Source organism: Streptomyces sp. NBC_00154, from assembly GCF_026342835.1.
Taxonomy (GTDB): domain Bacteria; phylum Actinomycetota; class Actinomycetes; order Streptomycetales; family Streptomycetaceae; genus Streptomyces.
The window spans coordinates 6,250,495-6,270,272 of record NZ_JAPEMI010000001.1 but is presented as its reverse complement, the minus strand read 5'-3'; the positions used below and the strand labels follow the sequence as shown (position 1 = coordinate 6,270,272).

15 protein-coding genes and 3 pseudogenes are annotated in these 19,778 nt (G+C 69.8%); 9 read left to right on the top strand and 9 right to left on the bottom strand.

The features are described from left to right. Positions 1-35 precede the first annotated feature (35 nt). The 3 genes and pseudogenes from OHA03_RS28195 to OHA03_RS28185 all read right to left on the bottom strand — a co-directional run. A pseudogene (locus OHA03_RS28195) lies at positions 36-290 on the bottom strand (M20 family peptidase); the annotation flags it as partial. A 426-nt stretch (positions 291-716) separates the two neighbouring features. After that, on the bottom strand, positions 717-3,260 hold the full coding sequence (locus OHA03_RS28190; protein WP_267006533.1) for a sensor histidine kinase KdpD: 2,544 nt from the start codon (positions 3,258-3,260) through the stop codon (positions 717-719). A gap of 36 nt (positions 3,261-3,296) precedes the next feature. Next, positions 3,297-3,602 (bottom strand): winged helix-turn-helix domain-containing protein, encoded by a 306-nt coding sequence (locus OHA03_RS28185; protein ID WP_267006532.1) that lies wholly within the window; start codon positions 3,600-3,602, stop codon positions 3,297-3,299. Positions 3,603-3,876: 274 nt separating this feature from the next. Between OHA03_RS28185 and OHA03_RS28180 the strand changes: the two genes are divergently transcribed. Further along, positions 3,877-5,865, top strand: coding sequence for an amino acid transporter (locus tag OHA03_RS28180; protein ID WP_267006531.1), 1,989 nt, complete (start codon positions 3,877-3,879; stop codon positions 5,863-5,865). Between the two features lie 50 nt (positions 5,866-5,915). Here OHA03_RS28180 and OHA03_RS28175 read toward each other — a convergent pair whose 3' ends face one another. Further along, positions 5,916-6,665: a DUF4118 domain-containing protein gene (locus OHA03_RS28175; protein ID WP_267006530.1), complete on the bottom strand. Its 750-nt coding sequence runs from the start codon at positions 6,663-6,665 to the stop codon at positions 5,916-5,918. Between the two features lie 271 nt (positions 6,666-6,936). On the opposite strand from OHA03_RS28175, the gene OHA03_RS28170 reads away from it, so the two are divergent. Next, positions 6,937-7,404, top strand: coding sequence for a DUF5709 domain-containing protein (locus OHA03_RS28170; RefSeq protein ID WP_267006529.1), 468 nt, complete (start codon positions 6,937-6,939; stop codon positions 7,402-7,404). Positions 7,405-7,706: 302 nt separating this feature from the next. Here the strand turns inward: OHA03_RS28170 and OHA03_RS28165 are convergent, their stop codons facing one another. Together OHA03_RS28165 and OHA03_RS28160 are read right to left on the bottom strand one after the other, a co-directional pair. After that, a complete protein-coding gene (locus tag OHA03_RS28165) occupies positions 7,707-8,147 on the bottom strand; it encodes a GNAT family N-acetyltransferase (RefSeq protein WP_267006528.1) in 441 nt (146 codons plus the stop codon). Positions 8,148-8,211: 64 nt separating this feature from the next. Continuing rightward, the gene (locus OHA03_RS28160; protein ID WP_267006527.1) at positions 8,212-9,126 is read right to left on the bottom strand and encodes an adenosine kinase; all 915 of its coding nucleotides are present in this window, start codon (positions 9,124-9,126) and stop codon (positions 8,212-8,214) included. A 202-nt stretch (positions 9,127-9,328) separates the two neighbouring features. Here OHA03_RS28160 and OHA03_RS28155 point away from each other — a divergent pair, with 202 nt between their 5' ends. The 3 genes and pseudogenes from OHA03_RS28155 to OHA03_RS28145 all read left to right on the top strand — a co-directional run bounded on the left by OHA03_RS28155 (position 9,329) and on the right by OHA03_RS28145 (position 12,691). Further along, complete coding sequence (locus tag OHA03_RS28155) at positions 9,329-11,872, top strand: polysaccharide lyase family 8 super-sandwich domain-containing protein (protein ID WP_267006526.1); 2,544 nt, start codon at positions 9,329-9,331, stop codon at positions 11,870-11,872. A gap of 54 nt (positions 11,873-11,926) precedes the next feature. Beyond that, positions 11,927-12,202 (top strand): annotated as a pseudogene (locus tag OHA03_RS28150) (Hsp20/alpha crystallin family protein); the annotation flags it as partial. Between the two features lie 93 nt (positions 12,203-12,295). Further along, the gene (locus OHA03_RS28145) at positions 12,296-12,691 is read left to right on the top strand and encodes a DUF2267 domain-containing protein (RefSeq protein WP_267006525.1); all 396 of its coding nucleotides are present in this window, start codon (positions 12,296-12,298) and stop codon (positions 12,689-12,691) included. Here the strand turns inward: OHA03_RS28145 and OHA03_RS28140 are convergent. Continuing rightward, the gene (locus tag OHA03_RS28140; protein WP_267006524.1) at positions 12,644-13,765 is read right to left on the bottom strand and encodes a PP2C family protein-serine/threonine phosphatase; all 1,122 of its coding nucleotides are present in this window, start codon (positions 13,763-13,765) and stop codon (positions 12,644-12,646) included. The two genes, OHA03_RS28145 and OHA03_RS28140, sit on opposite strands and share 48 nt — an antisense overlap. Positions 13,766-13,996: 231 nt before the next feature. On the opposite strand from OHA03_RS28140, the gene OHA03_RS28135 reads away from it, so the two are divergent. Then, on the top strand, positions 13,997-14,536 hold the full coding sequence (locus OHA03_RS28135; protein WP_267006523.1) for a DinB family protein: 540 nt from the start codon (positions 13,997-13,999) through the stop codon (positions 14,534-14,536). 17 nt (positions 14,537-14,553) lie between these two features. Here the strand turns inward: OHA03_RS28135 and OHA03_RS28130 are convergent, their stop codons facing one another. Both OHA03_RS28130 and OHA03_RS28125 read right to left on the bottom strand, forming a co-directional pair. Beyond that, entirely contained in the window at positions 14,554-15,030 is a 477-nt protein-coding gene (locus tag OHA03_RS28130; RefSeq protein ID WP_267006522.1) for a (2Fe-2S)-binding protein, read from the bottom strand. Between the two features lie 16 nt (positions 15,031-15,046). After that, positions 15,047-17,398 (bottom strand): molybdopterin cofactor-binding domain-containing protein, encoded by a 2,352-nt coding sequence (locus tag OHA03_RS28125; protein ID WP_267006521.1) that lies wholly within the window; start codon positions 17,396-17,398, stop codon positions 15,047-15,049. Positions 17,399-18,092: 694 nt separating this feature from the next. On the opposite strand from OHA03_RS28125, the gene OHA03_RS28120 reads away from it, so the two are divergent. From OHA03_RS28120 to OHA03_RS28110, 3 genes and pseudogenes are all read left to right on the top strand, one after another. Beyond that, positions 18,093-18,632 carry a DoxX family protein gene (locus OHA03_RS28120; protein ID WP_267008192.1) on the top strand — a complete coding sequence of 180 codons (540 nt, stop codon included), beginning with the start codon at positions 18,093-18,095 and terminating at the stop codon, positions 18,630-18,632. A 30-nt stretch (positions 18,633-18,662) separates the two neighbouring features. After that, positions 18,663-18,940: pseudogene (locus OHA03_RS28115) on the top strand (IMP dehydrogenase); the annotation flags it as partial. 169 nt (positions 18,941-19,109) lie between these two features. Continuing rightward, positions 19,110-19,775 (top strand): SDR family NAD(P)-dependent oxidoreductase, encoded by a 666-nt coding sequence (locus tag OHA03_RS28110; RefSeq protein WP_267006520.1) that lies wholly within the window; start codon positions 19,110-19,112, stop codon positions 19,773-19,775. Positions 19,776-19,778 lie beyond the last annotated feature (3 nt).

The following is a 19,778-nucleotide window of genomic DNA, read 5'->3' as shown; positions in this document are numbered from 1 at the left end:
CCGGGCCCACAACCGTTCGTCCGTGAACTCCTCCCCTACGAGTACTGGATCGCGTTCAGCAGGCCCGCGACGAGGTTCGTCCGCTCGGCCATGGCGTCGATCACCAGGTACGCGTGGTCGGCGTGCGCACCGCCGCCGACCGCTCCCGAGCCGTCGAGTGTCGGCACCCCTGAGAGCGCGGGCCGTCCGAGTGCCGCGATGTCCAGCACCCGGTGCGAGGCTTCAATCCGGGCGTTGACTCCGGCTTCGGGCTCAAGACCCGCGTGCGACGGCCGTCCCGTGACATTGACTGGAGCAGCGCTTCAGCTGGCGCCCCTACGCCGAGGTCGCCTGGGAGACCTCGCGCTGGGTGCCGACGGGCAGGACACGCACCGAGTACGTCACCTCCGGGGACACCCAGTGGATGCACGACGTCGACTTCGTCACCGGTCCCGACCTGTTCTACGGCGGGGCGCTACAGTCGGGTCTGCGTGACGCCCCCGCACCTTCAAGGCGGGCGAGAAGGCCGCGGAGGAGTGGCACAAGGCCGTGGTGCGGCCGTCCATCCCGCGCGGCTTCAGCCGTCCCTCCGTCCGGGCTCAGCCTTCCAGGGCGGGATTCGTCCCGGCCGGACGGTGCTCGACCTCGCCGCCCCGGGGCCGACACCGGACCAGAACCACCCCCGTCCGCGTGCGCGGAGAGCACAGACCGCGAACTCGGGCTGGTGAACCCCGCGGCTAAGAGGTCACGGTGGCCGGAAGGTCCGGCCACTCCCCCACCCGGTCCGACGCCGTGCGCAGCGTCAGCACCATGGTGAGCCCACCCCCCGGCGTGTCCTCGGCGGTCAGCGTGCCGCCCATCGTCTCGGTGAAGCCCCGGGCCACCGCGAGGCCGAGGCCCACGCCCGCGCCGCGCGGTGCGTCACCGTAGCGCTGGAAGGGTTCGAAAACGCGGTCCTTCACCTCGTCCGGTATCCCGGGGCCGAGATCCACGACCCGCAGTTCCACCCGGCCGGCCATGGCGCTGGCCGACACCAGCACCGGTCTGCCCACGGGGCTGTACTTGACGGCGTTCTCCACGACGTTGGCGACCGCCCGTTCCAGGAGCCCCTTGTCGACGGCGACCATCGGCAGATCCTCCGGGATGTCGAGCACCGCGCTCCCCTCCGGTACGCCGACCAGGGCCATCGGCACCACTTCGTCGAGGTCGACCTCGCGGATCAGCGAGGTGACGGTGCCGGTCTGCAGCCGCGACATGTCGAGGAGGTTGCCGACGAGGTGATCCAGGCGGTCGGCGCCCGCTTCGATGCCTTCGAGGAGTTCGGACCGGTCCTGCTCCGACCATTCGACGTCGTCGGAGCGGAGCGAGGTGACGGACGCCTTGATGCCCGCGAGGGGTGTCCGCAGGTCGTGGCTGACAGCGGCGAGCAGGGCGGTACGGATGCGGTTGCCCTCGGCCAGTCCGCGGGCCCGCTGGGCTTCGTCCTGGAGGCGTTGGCGGTCGAGCACGACGGCCGCCTGCGCGGCGAATGCCGCCAGCACCCTCCGGTCCTCGGCGGGCAGCACCCGGCCGTAGAGAGCGAGCGCCATGTCGTCCCCCACGGGCATGTCCACATGGGCCTGTTCAGGACGGCCGACCGGCCTGGGGCCGACGCTGCCCGCACAGGTCCATGGGGCGACCTCGTTCTCCCGCTCCAGCAGTGCCACGGACTCCATCGAGAACGTCTCCCTGACCCGCTCCAGCAGCGCGTCCAGCGTCGTTTCGCCGCGCAGGATGCTGCCCGCCAGGAAGGAGAGGATCTCGGACTCGGCGCGCAGCCTCGCCGCCTGCTGGGTACGGCGGGCCGCGAGGTCCACGACGGAGGCGACGGAGACGGCCACGCCGACAAAGATCGCGATGGCCACGATGTTCTGCGGATCGGCGACGGTCAGTGTGTGGACGGGCGGGGTGAAGTACCAGTTGAGCAGGAAGGAGCCGAAGACCGCGGAGGCGAGCGCGGGCCGGAGCCCGCCGAGCAGCGCGGCGCTGACCGTCAGCGACAGAAACAGCAGCATGTCGTTGGCCAGGCCCACCTCGGGAGCGAGGCTGCTGAGGAGGACCGTGAGCAGGGCCGGTCCGGCCACCCCGGTCAGCCAGCCCCAGATGATCCGGGAGCGGCCGAGCCGGCTGCTCCGGGTCATCGGCAGTCCGCGGCCCTTGCCCATGGCGTCGTGGGTGACCAGGTGTACATCGAGGTCGGGGCCCGAGTCCCGGGCGACCGAACCGCTGACGCCGGGCCCGAACACGTACTGCCAGGGCTTGCGGCGGGACACACCGAGAACGATCTGGGTCGCGTTGACGCCGCGCGCGAACTCCAGCAGCGCGGACGGGACGTTCTCCCCTATGACGTGGTGGAAGGTGCCGCCCAGGTCCTCGACGAGGGTGCGCTGGACGGCGAGTTCCCTCGGCGACGCGGAGGTCAGGCCGTCGCTGCGGGCGATGTACACGGCCATCAGTTCGCCGCCCGCGCCCTTCTCCGCCAGCCGGGCCGCGCGGCGGATCAGAGTGCGGCCTTCCGGGCCGCCGGTGAGGCCGACGACGATGCGCTCGCGCGAGCCCCAGATCTTCGACACCCGGTGTTCGGACCGGTACTCCTGGAGGTATTCGTCGACCCGGTCCGCGGTCCACAGCAGCGCCAGCTCACGCAGGGCGGTGAGATTCCCGGGGCGGAAGTAGTTGGAGAGTGCCGCGTCGACCTTGTCGGCCTTGTAGATGTTGCCGTGCGCCATGCGGCGACGCAGCGCCTGGGGCGACATGTCGACAAGTTCGATCTGGTCCGCGTGCCGGACGAATTCGTCGGGGACGGTCTCGCGCTGCCGGACTCCCGTTATCGATTCGACGACGTCGCCCAGCGACTCCAGATGCTGGATGTTGACGTTCGAGACGACGTCGATACCGGCCTGGAGGAGCTCCTCGATGTCCTGCCAGCGCTTGGCGTTGCGCGAGCCCGGGATGTTGGTGTGGGCCAGCTCGTCGACGAGGGCCACGGCCGGCCGGCGGGCGAGGACGGCGTCGACGTCCATCTCGGTGAAGACGGTGCCGCGGTAGTCCACCTCCTTGCGCGGCATCTGCTCCAGCCCGTGCAGCATCACTTCGGTGCGCGGCCTGCTGTGGTGCTCGACGAACGCGACGACGCAGTCCGTACCGCGCTCGACCCGTCGATGGCCCTCCGAGAGCATCGCGTAGGTCTTGCCCACGCCCGGAGCGGCGCCGAGGTAGATCCGAAGCTTTCCGCGTCCCATGTGTCCCGCCCGATTCCTGGGGCTCGAAGCGGTACCTCATCCCGGCTCCGTGATCAGGCACCGGGGACGAGAGGGGTCCGGGTCGAGTCTTCGCCTCAACTGGGCCGCGCAGGCCCGCAGACAGTTGGTCGTGTTGCTGTACGGCAGGCCCCGGATCTCCTGGAGCAGCTGCCGTTGGGGGATGAACGGCCCCGGGTTGCCGGTCAGGAACTCCGGCAGATGCCAATCGTTCGGGGTCAGCCGTCCGTCGCGGACGGCTTTCCTGGCGACCGGGTCGACGGTGAAGCCGGCGGTCGTGACGGCCTCCCGCTCGCCCGGGCGCGTACGCAGGCCGGGCTGCATGCCCTGCCATGGAATCCTCCTCGACGAGCCTGGGGCGAGTGGGGCCCGGTGCGGAGAAACGGGCCGGGGCATGACTGCGAACCTATGCCCGGCGACCAGAGGGTCCGCCATCCCTTAACGCGATACTGACGGTCATCGGGGGTCCGCTGACGGGATACTGACGCGCCTGCGGTCCTTCGGGACCGCAGGTCTCGTACGCCCCGGCCGTCGGGCGGGTGACGCTGTGCTGGATACTCGCTCCTCGTCGTACGGCCGATCAGCAGGAAGAGCACACATGACTGGCATGCACGAACCCGATCCGGTCGGGCCCGTGCCGGGACAGGCCACGCTGCAACGGCGTCCCGGGGGGCGGGCCTGGCTGCTGGAGGGACTGAGCGAGCAGACGGCCCGGCACCCGGGACCGCACGGCACGCCGGGTCCCGAGCACCAGGGGCACTCCTGGTGGCGGGTCATGTGCCTCACCGGTGTGGACTATTTCTCCACCCTGGGCTATCAGCCGGGCATCGCCGCACTGGCGGCCGGGCTGCTCTCGCCGCTGGCGACGCTGGTGCTGATTGCCCTGACGCTGCTCGGCGCGCTGCCCGTCTACCGCAGGGTGGCCAAGGAGAGCCCGCACGGTGAGGGCTCGATCGCCATGCTGGAGCGTCTGCTGCCCTGGTGGGCGGGGAAGCTCTTCGTGCTGGTGCTGCTCGGATTCGCGGCCACCGATTTCATGATCACCATCACGCTGTCGGCGGCGGACGCCTCGGCACACGTCGTGGAGAATCCTTTCGCCCCGAGTTGGATGCACGGCGAGAACGTGTGGATCACCCTCGTCCTGGTCACCGCCCTCGCTGCGGTCTTCCTCAAGGGGTTCCGTGAGGCGATCGGCATCGCGGTGGTGCTCGTCGCGACGTACCTGTTCCTCAACGTCGTCGTCCTGGCCACCTCCGCCTGGGAGATCCTCACCCACCCGGTCAGGGTGGGCGACTGGACGGACGCCATGACCCTCGAGCACTCCTCGCCGCTGGCCATGGTCGGGGTCGCGCTGCTCGTCTTCCCGAAACTCGCGCTGGGCATGTCCGGATTCGAGACCGGTGTCGCCGTGATGCCCCAGGTGCGGGGGGACGCGACGGACACGTACGAGAAGCCCGCCGGCCGGATCCGCGGCACCCGCAAGCTGCTCACCACCGCCGCCGTGATCATGAGCTGCTTCCTGCTGCTGTCCAGCCTCGCCACCACGATCCTGATCCCGCAGGACGAGTTCAGGAGCGGCGGCGCGGCCAACGGCCGCGCGCTGGCGTACCTCGCGCACGAGCATCTCGGCGAGGCCTTCGGCACCGTGTACGACGTCTCGACCATCGCCATCCTGTGGTTCGCCGGTGCCTCGGCGCTGGCCGGGCTGCTCAACCTCGTACCGCGCTACCTGCCGCGTTACGGCATGGCCCCCGAGTGGACGCGGGCGGTGCGACCGCTGGTGCTGGTGTTCATGGCGATCGCGTTGTTCATCACCGTCTGGTTCAACGCCGATGTGGACGACCAGAGCGGCGCCTACGCAACAGGCGTACTGGTGCTGATGCTGTCGGCGTCCTTCGCGTCGACCGTCGCCGTGCACCGCCGCGGCCACCGGTGGGGCACCGTCGGGTTCGGTGCGATCACCGCAGTCTTCGCGTACACCCTGGTCACCAATGTCGTCGAACGGCCCGACGGCATCAAGATCGCCTCGCTGTTCATCATCGCCATCCTGCTGACGTCGTCGGCCTCCCGGGTCCACCGCGCCTTCGAGCTCCGCGCGGCGGCGGTGACCTTCGACGAGGACGCCGTCCGGCTGATCGACGAGGCGGCGGCGGCCGGACCGCTGCGGATCATCGCCAACGAGCCGCAGGAGCACAGCACGGTCGCGTACCGCGCGAAGGAGTACAGCCAGCGCGAACAGACCCATATCCCCGACGGCCGGCCCGTGCTGTTCCTGGAAGTCTTCATCCAGGACTCCTCGGACTTCACCGCCGCGGTGGCCGTGCACGGCGACGAGAAACACGGGGTACGCAGACTGCGCATGGAGAGCGCGGTGGTGCCCAACACCATCGCCGCGGTGCTGTTGGAGCTGCGTAACCGCACCGGAGAGGTCCCGCACGCCTACTTCAACTGGACCGAGGGCCATCCGGTCAGCCAGCTGCTGCGCTTCCTCGTGTTCGGCGAGGGCGAGGTCGCACCGGTCACCCGCGAGGTGCTGCGCCGGGCGGAGCCGGACCCGGCACGCCGGCCCCGCATCCACGTCGGCTGACCGGGCCGGCCGTCCGCCCCGTTCGGCGGCGGCGGCGGTCCCGGCCCGTCTCAGCCGCCCGCCGTCCGGCCTGCCATGTCGAGCGCGGCGCCCGCCTGGTCGGCCAGTGTCACGGCGACCAGGCGGGCCTGCAGCGTCGGTACGGTTCCCGGCGTGGGATCGAGCATGTACCTGCCGACGTAGTGGCCCTGCCCACTGGCCCGCAACTCGATCTCGCCCTCCGGCCAGCCGCCACGCGCGACGTCCCAGCGCCTTCGGCCGACGCACACACTGCCGTCCTGCTCCAGCCGCGGTGGCCGCCCCAGCAGGGTTCCGTACTCGAACCGGCAGCCCCGCAGCTGCAGCAGCTCGACGAGTTCATCCCGCACATGGGCGACGACGGCGTCGGCGGAGGTGGTTGCCTGCGCCAGTTCGGCGGTGTCATGGATTCGGGTGAGGTGGCCCGCATCGGTGACGGCGATCACCTCGAGCCGCCGTACCCGGGCGGCCAGCTGCGAGACGATCAGACCGACGATCAGGAGCAGCACGGCCGTTTCGATGTCGTCGCCGCCATTGATGGTGAACCGCTGATACGGCCGGGTGAGGAAGAAGTCGAACCAGACGGCGGCGGACAGCGCCGCCACCGCGCCCGCGACCCGGCTGCCGAAGGAGGCGACCGCGACGACGACCACGACGAGTACGAGGGCGGCATTGGTCCTCGACAGGTCCGTACGGAACGGCACGAGTGCCAGCGCGACCAGCAGCGGCCCCACCAGCGCAGCCACGAGTGTGAGCCGGTCCCGGAGCGGTTGGCCGGTCATGTGTCACCTCCTTCGCCCTCCGTATCACGGGCAGCCGGTGGCCGCTCGGCGAGATCTTCATGGAGGCTGTGCGCACTTCGGGCAGCAGACCGATACGCACCGCGCTGTTCTGCTCACGCCGCGCCACCGGTGAAGGTCCTGGCCCCGCATTCACCACAGGCGCCGGTGCGCTTCCGCTCGTCCCGACGGCCGACACCGCACATGATGAGAACGAGGGCATGACGCGAACGGGACGTCGCCCCGACGGTTCACTCCCGACATTGGAGGTGACATGGACATCGACACCACGATGGGCGACGAGGTCTACCAGCCGGACGGCTCGGAGGTGCAGGACGACGCCGGCCTGCTCGACGTGGAGGACACTCTCGACGACCGGGCCGGTGCGGATCCGCTCGATGCAGGCTATTCGCCCCCCGAGCGGCCGTGGGCCGTGGAACACCACGGTGTCACGGCGGCCGAGCAGCACGAAGGCGAAACGCTCGACCAGCGCCTCAGTGAGGAGGAGCCGGATCTCGTTGTACCCGACGAGGACGAGATCGGAGATGTGTTGGACACCGACGGTGAGGTCCGTGACGACGAGGTCGGCGGTCTGCGCGCCGGACGGCTCGTCGCACCCGACGAGGGCGCTCACGAGGACGACGAGAAGGACATGATCGCGTTCGACGTCGGCATCGACGGCGCAGCAGCCTCGGCCGAGGAAGCGGCCATGCACGTGGTCCCCGCCCCGGAAGGTCCGTAGACCCCGCCCCGCACCACCGACCGCCGCGCTCAGGGGATGCGGGGATCGCACGGATCGTGGGCGACCCGCCGCCGCATCCGCCGCGCGCCCGCTCGGCGAGCTTCCGGCGACGTCCCTCACATGCCTGCTCACCGGCGCCGAGCCGGACGACGACGTGGCCGAGTCGCTGAGCAGCGAGCACCGGCGACCTGTCGAGGTGGACGCCGGCCATCGGCCGATGGTCTTGCAGCCGCGCGAGCCGGCGCGGAATCCGCTCCGGTCAGGCAGGGAGTCCTGAGGACCCTGTGCCGGTCGACGCCGGGTCAGGCCAGCCTCAAGTCGATGAAGCGCACACTGTCCTCCGGCAGCAGGTACCTCTCGACTTCGACAAATCCCTGTGCCTGCGCGAACCGGAGCCCGTCCGGGTTGGACTCCAGGACCACCGTCTCGATGACGTCGGCTCCGAGCTTTCGCGCCTGCGCCAGCCCTCGCGCGTAGAGTGCTCCGCCAAACCCTTGTCGCCGGTGAGCCGGGAGCACTCTGGCGATCACCGTGGCAACCGATGTTTCGCTCGTGGGCGGGCGCACGGTCGAGCAGCCGACAAGGACGTCGCCCAGATACGCAACCTCCAACCGGTTGCGTTCGACGCGCTCACGTACTTCGTCGAGAGACAGGGCGGCCGTGGGGACGACCGCGTTATGGACATGCTGCCAGTCACGAAGCATGGCATCGCCGTCCACCTGCTCGATGCGGAGATCAGTCATCGCAGCAGGAAACCGCGCGCAGTGTGGGCCGTCAACTGCAATTGCCGTCCTGCACGTCATGTCATCAGCCGGCCGGGCCTCCTTCCGCCGCGGCGAGGGAGAGGAGTTCGGCCCGGCTGATGAGGTCGGTCCCTGTCGCCGGGACGGTGCAGGCATAGGCTCCGGCGATCGCGCCGTAGAGGCCGCACCGCTGTGGTGACTCGCCGGAGAGCCGGCCGAACAGATAGCCCGCCACGAACGCGTCGCCGGCGCCGTTGGAGTCCACCACCTGCGCGGGCGGTGTGACCGCCGGAATGTGGGTCAGCTCCCCGTCGAACAGTTGATACGCCCCCTCGGCTCCCGCTGTGGCGACGACCGCTCGGGCTCGGCCGCGTTCCACGATCTGCCGCATGGTCTTCTCCGGGTTCACCAGGGCGGCGGTCGACAGGAAGACCAGGTCGGCCTCGTAGGCGAATGCCTCGTGGTACGTCTGCGCGCCGTCCCAGTTGTGCAGGTCGGTCGAGATGGTCACCCCTGCCTCGCGCAGCGTGGGAAGGGCGAACGCGCAGGGATAGGTGATGGAGACGTGGGCGTGGCGGCTGACCGCGGCGAGGGCACCCACCGTTTCCGGCGGCAGGCGGTCCGCTTCCTGCGAGCGGCTGTTGTCGTACAACGACAGCCGGCGCCCGTCGGGGCCGACGAGATTCACCGCGCGCTTGGTGCCTGCGGGCAGGGGGACCTCGGTGAGCGCGATGCCCCGGTCGCGGTGCAGCGCGCGGACCAGGTTGCCTGCGTCGTCATCGCCGATCATGTCGATGTGATGTGTGCGCAGCCCCAGAGCGTGTACCCCGAGCGCCACGAAGTCGCCGGTCTGGCCCGCCCGTGTTTCGATGGCAGGCACCATGTAGCTGTCGGCGTACGGAAGAGGCAGCTGGGGGACGTACACAATGGTATCCACGCCGGCACCCCCCAGGACGAGGATGTCGGTCTCGGTACTCAACGGCACTCCTCCGGTTCTTGAGCTCCGGGTGCAGCGTATAGGCGGGGAGCACTCCGCCGAAGGGCATGGCCGCAGCCCGGTCGTTCACTTGGGCTCGGAACTCGGGGACAGCGTTCCTGGCCGGCGCATCCCCTTGTCGCCGCTCGACCGTTCTGGTTGACTCCGCCCGCCGGGTCGCCAACTCACAGGCGGAGGACGCCACATGGAGATCACCCGCAGACGTCTGCTGGCCGCTCTGTCAGCCGCCGGTCTCCTGTCGGTGATCCCCGCACAACCGGCAACCGCCGCCGGTGTCACCGCGGGCAGCACACGCCTGATGGCCAACACCGTGGCCGTCCTCGCCGGGACCGCCGAGTCCAACTCCCGCCCCGAGACGGCTGCCAAGCTGGCCGCTGTGGAGAACGTGGCGCGGGCGAATCTCAGGGCGATGGACTCCGCGGGCCCCGGCGAGCTGTTCGCCGGGCTGGTGCTCGGCAGCAACGAGGCCAACCTCAACAGCGCCTTCCAGCGGCTGTACGAGATCGCTCTCGCCACCTGCACACCCCCGGGCGGCACCCCCTCGGACCTGTACGGGAACACCGTTGTGCAGCGGCGCGTGCTCGACGGCCTCGCCCGGCTGCACGACCAGTACTACGGCGACCAGTCCAAGGGGTACTACGGCAACTGGTTCTACTGGGAGATCGGTTTCGCGCAGTACATCAGCAAGACCCTTGTGCTCCTCGCCGACGAAGTGCGGGCCTACCGCCCCGACCTCGCACAGACCTACGTCGCCTCGATGGACGCCTACCTCCGCAACGGCATCGACGGCGACGTGAATCTCGATTCACGCTTCCACACCGGTGCCAACCTCGCCGACATCACCACCGACCGCATCCTCCAGGGCGCGCTCCTCGGCGACGAGTCCCGCATCCGCAAGGCCCTCACCGACCAGCTGACGGTGTTCGCCACCATCGACCCTTATCACCTCGACCACGGCGTCACGGACGGGTATTACGCCGACGGATCCTTCATCCAGCACGCCTCCGTCGCCTACACCGGCTCGTACGGAAAGGGCCTCCTGACCCGCGTCGTACAGACCCTCAAGATCCTCGACGGTACGGGTTTCGCGCACGGCGAGGAGCTCGTACCGACGGTGCGGAGCTGGGTGCAGAACGGCTTCGCGCCGCTGATCTTCGAGGGCTGGATGATGGAGATCGTCAAGGGGCGGGCGGTGTCACGGACGGACAGCGGCTACACCGATGTCGCCGTGGTCGTCGAGGCCGTGGTCGACCTCGCCTCGCTCGCGAGCGGCGCCGACGCCGCCGCTCTCAAGAGCTACGTCAAGCACATCCGGTCGACCTCGCGCGGCACGCTCGACCCGGGGCGTTTCGTCTCCCCGGTCAGTGTCGTGCGGTACGCCGACATCATCGGCGACCCGTCCGTACCTGCCGAGGATCTCAACGCCGCCTCGCGCAGCGTCGCCTTCAACGCCATGGACAGGAATGTGCATCGCAGGCCCGGTTACGCCTTCGCGCTCGCCCGCAGCTCGGACCGGATCAGCAAGTACGAGTACATGAACGGCGAGAACCTCATGCCGTGGTTCCAGGGCGACGGGGCGTACTACCTCTATCTCTCCGGGCAGGACCAGTCGCAGGCGTACGGCGTCGACTACTTCACCACGGTCTCGCCGTACGGCCTCGCCGGTGTCACCGCGCCTGTCGAGCAGCGACGCACCGTCCCCGACCTGTACGGGAAGCCGTACTACGACAACCCCGGCCACCCGCTGAACTTCACCTCGTCGTCCGAATCGCAGAACACGTACGTGTACTTCCCTCGTGGCACCGATCAGCGCTCCGGCGGCGCCGTTCTCGGGGCGTACGCCGCGGTCGGCATGGTGCAGTCCGGCGACGTCGCCGACCGCGACAGGCACCTGCTGCCGGACGATTTCGTGGTCTACCGCAATGCCACGGCGACGAAATCGTGGTTCCTGCTCGACGAGGAGATCGTGGTGCTTGCCGCAGGGGTCGGTGACCCTGCCGGGCGGGCCGTGACCACGACCCTCGACGCCCGCACCGCCTCGCCGGGCGACCAGGTCTCTCTCACCGGGATGCTCCGCGGCGGCCGTCCGTGGACCGGCGCGGGCACCGGTGACCTGCACTGGCTGCGCTACGCAAACACCACACAACGCACCGCAGTCGGCTACGTCTTCCTCGACACCCCGCAGGTCCGGGTCGCCCTGGACGAGGTCACCCGCAGCCGCCGGGTCGTCCGCACCTCGAACCCGGACACCGCCGTCACCCGCACCGTCCTCGGCGTAACGGTCGACCAGGCACCCGGAGCCGAACCCCTCTGCATGGCCTACGCGTTGGTGCCGAATGCAGGCGGGACGCAGTTGGCGTCGTACCCGAACGGTCCGCTGCAGGTCCTGGCCAACACCCCGCACCTGCAGGCCGTGTCCCACACCGGCCTCGGTCTGAGGGCGGCCAATACGTTCACGCCCGGACGGCACGAGGTCGCGGGCCTGCGCATGGACGGTCCGGCGTCGGTGATCATGCAGCGCCGCGGGCACCGGGGTCCGACCACCGTCGCCGTGTCCGACCCGACGATGGGCCGGGACAGGGCCAGTGTCCTGATCCGGGGCAGGTCACTGCGGAAGGTGTCGTCGGACGACGGGGTACGCGTGAGCCCGGTCCACGGCGGAACCCGTGTCGACGTCGACACCCGCCACGCGTACGGCCGCAGCTTCACGGTCACGCTGCAGGGCTGAGCCCGTGCCGTGACGGTGCGGTCTGCGGGGCCGGTGCTCTCCTGCTCCGGCGCTGTCACCCCCGAGGCGCTCGACATCGACGTCGGGCGGACCGTGCTGGCGGTCAAGGCCGAGCACCGACCGACCGTCAAGAGCGACAATGTGCAGGTGGAGCTCTCCGAGCGCCCGCTGGGCGTGTTCAGCCGTCGAGTCGTCCTGGCCGACACGGAGCACATCGGTGCCGACTACGACACGGGAGCTCTGACCCTGCGCATCCCGATCGCCGAGCGCGCCCGGCCCCGCAAGATCACCATCGACGGAGATGCAGCGCGCAAGGGGATCGGCGACTGAGCCGGATCCCGCCCGCACAGGCAGCGGAGGACAGGGCGGATCTCCCCTCCCCCTCGGCCCCGTCCCCCGCGTTCCGAGAAGGGGACAGTTGCAGTGACCCTGCGAACGGAAGCATTCCTGGACCGCGTCCAGGAACGCGGCGACTACGACACCCGGCAGGAAGCGGAACGGGCAGCCCGCGTCGTGCCGGCCCTCCTGGGCGCGCATCTGGTGGGCGAGGAGCGGGCCGAGCCCGCCGCTCGCCTCCCGGAGACATATGCCCTCATCCTCCTCAGCCCGCTGCAGGCCGCCGAGCCCCTCTCCCCCGAACGGTTCGTGCGCGCCACCGCGGCCTGGATCGACGGAGCGACCGAGGAGACCGCGAAGTGGGACGTCGGCGCCGTGCTCAGCGCGACCGCCGACGCTGCGGGCGAGGCGCTCACCCGCCGCGTCCTGCTACAGCTACCGGTGGGTTTCGACCTGCTTTTCGGCCACTCCCTGCCGACGTGACCGTCCGACGGGATGCCACGCGGCATCCGGAAGTCGTTCGATGGCGACCACGGCCGCATCGTCTCCGAGGCGCCCGCCCGCGTGCCGAAGGAGGTCGGCACGCACGTACTCCACCAGGGATTCCGCACCGTCTCCGCACCGGGACGCAACCCGCTCGAACAGCGGGTAGAAGCGTCCCGACCGGTCACGGGACTCGATGACGCCATCGGTGTACAGGAGCAGGACGTCCCCGATGCCGAAGGTGAACGTCTCCGCAGTGAATGCGGGTGCGAGCAACTGCGCGAGCCCGAGAGGCGGAGCGGGTTCATCCACTTCGAGGGACAGCACCTCGCCCGCATGGAGCAGCAACGGCGGTGGATGACCGCAGCTGACCAGGCGAAGTTCGGAACCGGCATCGGGGATGTCGAGCACGGCCGCAGTGACGAAGGCCTCCGCACTGTAGTCGTCCTCCGCTTCCCCGTCCGTGGTGCCGTTGCGGTCCACTGTGACCCCGTCCTCCAGGTGCCCCACCAGTTCGGGCAGCCGCGCTTCCTTGTGCGCGAGAGCCCGGAAGGCACCCAGCACGCCGGCGGCTTCACCGATCGCGTCGAGTCCCTTGCCGCGAGCATCGCCGACGATCACGCGGGTGCCGTCGGCGGTGCGGGCGAGCGCGTAGAGATCACCGCCCAGCTGCGCCTCCGCCTCTGCGGCCAGGTAGACCGAGGCGATGCGCAGGGGGCCGCTGCGACGGGGCAAGGGCTGCATCAACACGTGCTGTGCCGTCTCCGCCACCGAGCGCAGCTGCGTCATCTCCTGCTCGTGCCGTTCCCTCAGATGTGCAAACACGGTGACAAAGGCAGAGATCAGGCAGAGGGCCACGATCTGGTAGGTGTGATTGAGGTCGTTGAGGCTGGTGCGTGCGATGGCGACCACGGACTGAGCCAGCACGGCAACCGCGCCCACGAAGGCAGTCATACGGGGGCCGGCGAACGACGAGGTCACAGCGGGCGCTGCCACGAGAAACGGCCCCAGGTGGACATCCGGCGGTGCGCTGACGTCCACCACGGTGACGGCGGCGATCAGGGCGAATGGCATTGCCACCAGTGCCTTCGAGTGCCGCCGGGTAGCGTGGAGCGAGCGCAGGAACCGCTGCGATTTCATAGTTCCGGAATACCTCAGACCGTCTGCGGCCGCCCTCTCGGTTCCGGCAGTTCCGGGTGCGGGCACCGCCCTCCGGGCGCTGTCGCATCCGTCGCCACTGCAGATCCGGCCGGCTCCACCCAAGTCCCTGGCCCGGCGCAGGCCCCGCCGGTAGGCTCACCGCCCATGCCCGACATGGACGAACAGGGTCGCCCGGAACCTCCCCTTGCGGCCGACGAGACCAGCACCCTCCTGGGCTTCCTGGAGTTCCACCGCGCGACCCTGACATGGAAGTGCGACGGACTGGACACGGCCGGCCTCGGGGCGACCGTCGGTGCCTCCTCGATGACGCTGGGCGGCATGCTCAAGCACCTGGCCTTCGTCGAGGACTACTGGTGCTCCCGTTGGCTGCACGGGCGGGACCCGGAGCCCCCGTGGGACACGGTGGACTGGAAGGCCGACCCCGACTGGGACTGGCACTCAGCCGCCGAGGACACCCCCGAACAGCTCCATACGCTCTGGCAGGACACCGTGGCCCGCTCCCGCACCCTGGTCACGCAGGCGCTGGCCGACGGCGGCCTGGAGCGACTGGCCCGGCGCACCTGGCCCGACGGTCGCGCACCCAGCCTGCGATGGATCCTGGTCCATCTGGTCGAGGAATACGCACGCCACAACGGGCATGCCGACCTCCTCCGGGAGTCGTTGGACGGGCGCACCGGAGAGTAGCCACCAGGGCAATCGGTTCAGAACTTCTCCGCGCCTGCCGTGATGGCCTCACGGATGCGGTTGTAGGTGCCGCAGCGGCAGATGTTGCGGATCTCGTCGAGGTCGGCTTCGTCGATCTCGCGTCCCTCCTCCCGGGCGCGCCGGACCTTGGCGACGGCGGTCATGATCTGGCCGGGCTGGCAGTAGCCGCACTGCGCCACGTCGTACTCCAGCCAAGCCTCCTGCATCGGGTGCAGGTCCCGGCCGACGGTGGCGGGCAGGCCCTCGATCGTGGTCACCTCGTCGTCGGGACCGACATCCTTGACCGGGACGCTGCAGGGGTTGAACGCCTTGCCGTTGATGTGGCTGGTGCACGCCTGGCAGACGCCGAGCCCGCAGCCGTACTTCGGTCCGGTGACGCCCAGGACGTCGCGAAGCACCCAGAGCAGCCGGACGTCGTCCTCGATGTCCACGGTCACCGGTTTGCCGTTGAGGATGAAGGTGTGTTGCGGCACGGGAACTCCTGGTCTTCTAAAAGGTGCGGTCGAGGCCGTCGGTGGGCGAGGCAGGGATCGGCGGGGTGGTGGGCAGCGGCTCGAAGCCGAGGGGCTCGCCGTGGTTGATGGGGAAGGTGGTGGGCATGGTGCCGGTGGCCCGGCCGTAGGCGCAGGCGACGGCCGCCATCGCGCCGGCCACCGCCAGCTCCCCCGCACCACCGGGCTTGCCGGTGGTCGGTGGCATGACGACGATCTCCAGCTCGGGCGGGGTGTTCCACTGCCGGGTGTAGAAGTAGTTGTCCCAACTCCCCTCCAGGAAATGCCCGTTCTGGAGGTGGAGGCCCGCGGTGAGGGTGATGGCGATGCCGTCTATGATGCCGCCCATCATCTGCGCCTCCAGGCCGCGCGGGTTGACGGCGAGGCCGACGTCGACGGCGCAGACGACCTTGGTGACACGAGGGCCCGTGTAGGCGTCACGGACCTTCCGCCCGGTCGTCTCCGGCCGGCAGTCGATCTCCGCGAGGGCGGCGACGAAGCCGTGGTACTCGGGGTGCACCGCGATCCCCTGCCCGGTGCCGGCAGGCATGGACCGGCCCCACCGGCCCACCTCCGCGACCTTGTCGAGGACTGCCCTGGCCCGCTCGTCCTTGAGGAACTGACGCCGGAACGCGTGGGCGTCCTTCCCCGTCCGTTTCGCCAGCTCATCCACGACGAGCTCCTGCGCGCAACGGACGTTGGGCGAGTAGATGTTCCGCATGGAGCCGGTGTTGAAGCCCTTGCGGGTCTCGGCGAGGAGCTGGGTGGTGACCCCGAAGTGGTACGGACTCTGCTGCGTCAGAGCGAAAATTGTCTCGGAGAACGTCAGATCACCGACCGGCAGTCGGGCCGCCTCCGAGGTGATGATCTCGCCCAGGCCATGGCCGAAGTCGGTGGCCACGGACGTGTGCCGCTGCTCGTACGTCAGGACCTGCCCGAGCGTGTACGTGGCCCGCACCCGCGAGGTGGACATCGGATGCGTGCGGCCCTGGCGGAAGTCGTCGGTCCGGTGCCACATCAGCCTCACCGGCTTGCCCATGGCCCGGGAGATCTCGGCGGCCTCGCGGGCGGCGTCGTGGAAGAGCTTGCGACCGAACGAGCCGCCGCCCTCCGTGACATGGACCTTGACGGCGGTGGGCGGCAGACCGAGCTGGAGGGCGATCTCTTCCTGTGCGGCGATCGGTGACTTCAGGCTCGCCCAGATCTCGGCGGAGTCCGCTCGTACGTCCGCGACTGCGCAGTTGGTCTCCAGGGCGCCGTTGCTGGCGAAGTGGAAGGTGAACCGTGCGTCGACCGCCTTGGTGAGGAGGGGCAGCGGCGGTACGACAAGGGGAAGTTCGGCTGCCCGCAGTTCCTTGAGGACAGTCGTGTCCGAGGTTCCCTCGGCGGTACCGGGCGCCCAGGTGACCTTCAGGGCGCGGACCGCGTCGATGCACTGCCCGAACGTGCGGCCGCGGACGGCGACGCCGGTGGAGATCCGCGCGACGTCGGTGATGCCCGGCATGGCCCGGACCTCGTCCAGGTTCTCCACCGAGCGGACCGTGCCGTTGATCGTCGGCGGCCTGCACACCATCGTGGGCAGGGCGCCGGGCACCTGCACGTCCATCGCGAACTTCTTGCGGCCCGTCACCGCCGCCAGGGCGTCGATGCGCCGCTGCGCCGTTCCGATGACCTTGAACTGCGAGGGCTCCTTGAGCGTGACCTCGACCTGGGCGTCCGCGAGGACGGCCGCCTTCACCGCCAGCTCGCCGTACGTGATGCTCGCCCCGGCCGGGGCGGTGATGACGCCGGCCTTTACCGTGAGGGAGCCGATCGCTTCACCCAGCTCCAGAGCCGCGGCCTTCAGCAACTGCCCCCGTGCCACGGCCGCGGCCACCCGGATCGGGGTGAAGGTGGAGATGGTGGTGTTCGAGCCGCCGGTGAGCTGGTTGAACAGCAGCTCCGGCCGGGCGTCGGCCAGCGTCACCGATATCTTCTCCAGCGGGAGGTCCAGCTCCTCGGCGATCAGCATCGCGGAGGACGTGGTGATGCCCTGCCCGACCTCCGCCCGCGGCAGGGCGAAGGAGGCCGTGCCGTCGGAACCGATCCGGATCGTGATCAGATTCGACGTGGGCAGTGCGGCGTGGGTCAGCATGTCGTTGAGGTCGTAGACCTCGGACGGCCCCGGCACCGAGGGAACCACGGCGGCGGCCCGCGACGGCGCCAGCACCACCTCGCCCAGCTGGGCGGCGACGGTGAGCGTCGATCCCGCCACGACGTATCCGAGGAACCGCCGTCTGCTCACCCCGGCCGTCCCACGACCGAAGCCATCGCCCGGGTTCTCGTCCCGCAGGCGCTTCTCCACATCCATCAACTGTCCTCTCGTGCAGTCGGATTCGGACCGGCGACGGCCTGGCGCGACGGGGCCGGCTCGCGCCTGACCGCCGCCCGGAACCACCTGTCATGTCGTCGGAATCACCAGAGTTATACGCGAACTGAAGCCTCGCGCCGGGTGGGGTGAGGAAAACTTCCACCGTATCGGCATGAAGAACGCACCAGTTGCGTCCTGTCTCGGTGGTCTGCGGCTGCGCCACCATCTGCGGAGGGCACGCGGGCGAGCAGCCGCCGGCCGCGGGAGACGCCCCCCGACCCCGGCCTGGTGAACGGCTGCGCGTCGGCTCACCGCTCAATCGGGTGCGCAACGAGGGTCTGATGCATGTGAGCGGAGAAACCGGGCAGGCCGACTACCCCGTGCTGGTCGCCGCCCTCGCCCGGGCCAGGCATCCGAACCGGCTCGGCACGGGAGGCGAAAGGGCGTAATGATGGAAGACAACAAGCCGATGTCACTCAGTTCATAACGACAACGACCGGCGGCCTGACCGGACTGATGCGAGAACGCCGGCGGTGGTCCTGCTGTCTTCCTGTTCCGGCTGTGTCACGGTCCGCCACGCATGGCATGCCCTTGAGGGCGCCATGGTGACCAGACAACCGCCCTGCTGTTTCCTCGGTGGTCAGTCGGCACCGCCGCGGGACCTCGGAGCAGAGAAGAGCCACCGGTGAAGTACATCGCTGAACAACTTCGCGCCTCCCCCGAGCCCGCCTCCGCTTCGGCGCGGCCCGCAGTGTCCGCCGCCGACTGCGGTCTGCTTCTTATCAGGGTGACGTTCGGCCTGCTCATGGCAGGGCACGGCGCCCAGAAGCTCTTCGGCCTGTTCGGTGGCGACGGCCTCACCGCCACGGGTGCATGGCTCGCCGCGACGGGTTACCGCCCGGGGAAGGTCTACGCCGTCATCGGCGGTGGATCCGAGTTCCTGGGGGGCCTCGGACTGGCTCTGGGACTGTTCACGCCACTGGCGGCGGCTGCCGTGATCGGTGTGATGATCAACGCCATGGCGACCGTTACCGCGGCACACGGTCTGTGGGCCCAGGATGGCGGCATGGAGTACAACCTGTGCATCGCGGTCGTCGCGCTCGGCATTGCGGCCATCGGGCCCGGGAGGCTCGCCCTGGACCGCCCCTTCCGCTGGGGGAAGGGCGGCTGGCGCGAAGCCGCCTTCGCTCTGTTCCTCGGCGGCATAGCGTCCGCGATCGTGCTGAGCCTCTGAGGATGGTCCTGTGATTGCCGGACACCGCTCGTGCTGGAGTGCGTCGGCACCCCCGAGTCGATGCAGCGGGCGCTGCGCTCCTCCTGCCCGGCCGGCAACCTCGGCTTCGTCGGCGTCCCGACGGCGTGCCGATCGACGGCGACCAGCTGTTCCGCTCGCACGTCGCTCTGTGTGGCGGGGCGACGCCGGTGCGCCGCTTCCTGCCCGACATGAAGGTCTTCTACCTCACTCTCCCGCTCGACCAGGTGGCCGGTGGCTACCGTGCGATGGACGAGCGCCGCGCCGCCAAGGCTCTGCCTCGCCCCTGACGCAGCAGCGTGGGCAAGGCATCCGACGGAGCGCCCTCGTCATCGGCGAGGAGTACGGCAGCCGCGTCGGACACGAGCGTCGAGCGGTCGGCGTGCTCTCCTGCGTACGGCCGCCCCGGAATCATCCCGGCGCCGCTGTTCCTGATCGGCGCACGCCAAGGAGGAAGTCATGACCACCATGGCCATCATCGGAGCAGGACCCGGCCTCGGAGCGGCCGCCGCACGGCGGTTCGGCCGTGAGGGCTTCGAGGCAGCACTCATCTCCCGCGACCAGGGCCGGGCCGACGCCCTCGCCGCCGGCCTGGCCGGCGAGGGCGTGACCGCGCGAGGTTTCGCCGCCGACGTACGCGATCCGAGTGCCCTCGCGGCAGCCCTGGACGCCGCGACCGCGACCCTGGGCCCGATCGAGGTCCTGCAGTACAGCCCGGTCCCGCACAAGGACTTCATGCGGCCGGTCCTGGAGACCACTCCCTCCGACCTCGTGGGCCCGATCGAGTTCTCCGTCTACGGCCCCGTCGCCGCCGTGCACCAGGTGCTGCCCGACATGCGCGCCCTCGGCCGCGGCACCATCCTCTTCGTCAACGGCGGCACCGCCGCGGTCCCTCACCCCGACCGTGCCGGCACCTCGGTCGCCTTCGCCGCCGAAAGAGCCTACGGCCAGATGCTGCACGACGCCCTCGCCGACGACGGCATCCACGTCGCGCAGCTCATCATCCCCGGCGCGATCATCCCCGGACATCCGAGGAAGGACCCGGCCACGCTCGCACAGACCCTGTGGAGCATCCACCAGGACCGGCGCGGGTTCCGGCACTTCGCCGACGATCTGGAAGCCTGACCG

Coding starts and splice junctions, on each gene's coding strand:
- OHA03_RS28190 (WP_267006533.1), bottom strand. CDS start 3,260: ATGGGACGCGGAAAGCTTCGGATCTACCTCGGCGCCGCTCCGGGCGTG.
- OHA03_RS28185 (WP_267006532.1), bottom strand. CDS start 3,602: ATGCAGCCCGGCCTGCGTACGCGCCCGGGCGAGCGGGAGGCCGTCACG.
- OHA03_RS28180 (WP_267006531.1), top strand. CDS start 3,877: ATGACTGGCATGCACGAACCCGATCCGGTCGGGCCCGTGCCGGGACAG.
- OHA03_RS28175 (WP_267006530.1), bottom strand. CDS start 6,665: ATGACCGGCCAACCGCTCCGGGACCGGCTCACACTCGTGGCTGCGCTG.
- OHA03_RS28170 (WP_267006529.1), top strand. CDS start 6,937: ATGGACATCGACACCACGATGGGCGACGAGGTCTACCAGCCGGACGGC.
- OHA03_RS28165 (WP_267006528.1), bottom strand. CDS start 8,147: ATGACTGATCTCCGCATCGAGCAGGTGGACGGCGATGCCATGCTTCGT.
- OHA03_RS28155 (WP_267006526.1), top strand. CDS start 9,329: ATGGAGATCACCCGCAGACGTCTGCTGGCCGCTCTGTCAGCCGCCGGT.
- OHA03_RS28140 (WP_267006524.1), bottom strand. CDS start 13,765: ATGCCATTCGCCCTGATCGCCGCCGTCACCGTGGTGGACGTCAGCGCA.
- OHA03_RS28135 (WP_267006523.1), top strand. CDS start 13,997: ATGCCCGACATGGACGAACAGGGTCGCCCGGAACCTCCCCTTGCGGCC.
- OHA03_RS28125 (WP_267006521.1), bottom strand. CDS start 17,398: ATGGATGTGGAGAAGCGCCTGCGGGACGAGAACCCGGGCGATGGCTTC.
- OHA03_RS28110 (WP_267006520.1), top strand. CDS start 19,110: ATGACCACCATGGCCATCATCGGAGCAGGACCCGGCCTCGGAGCGGCC.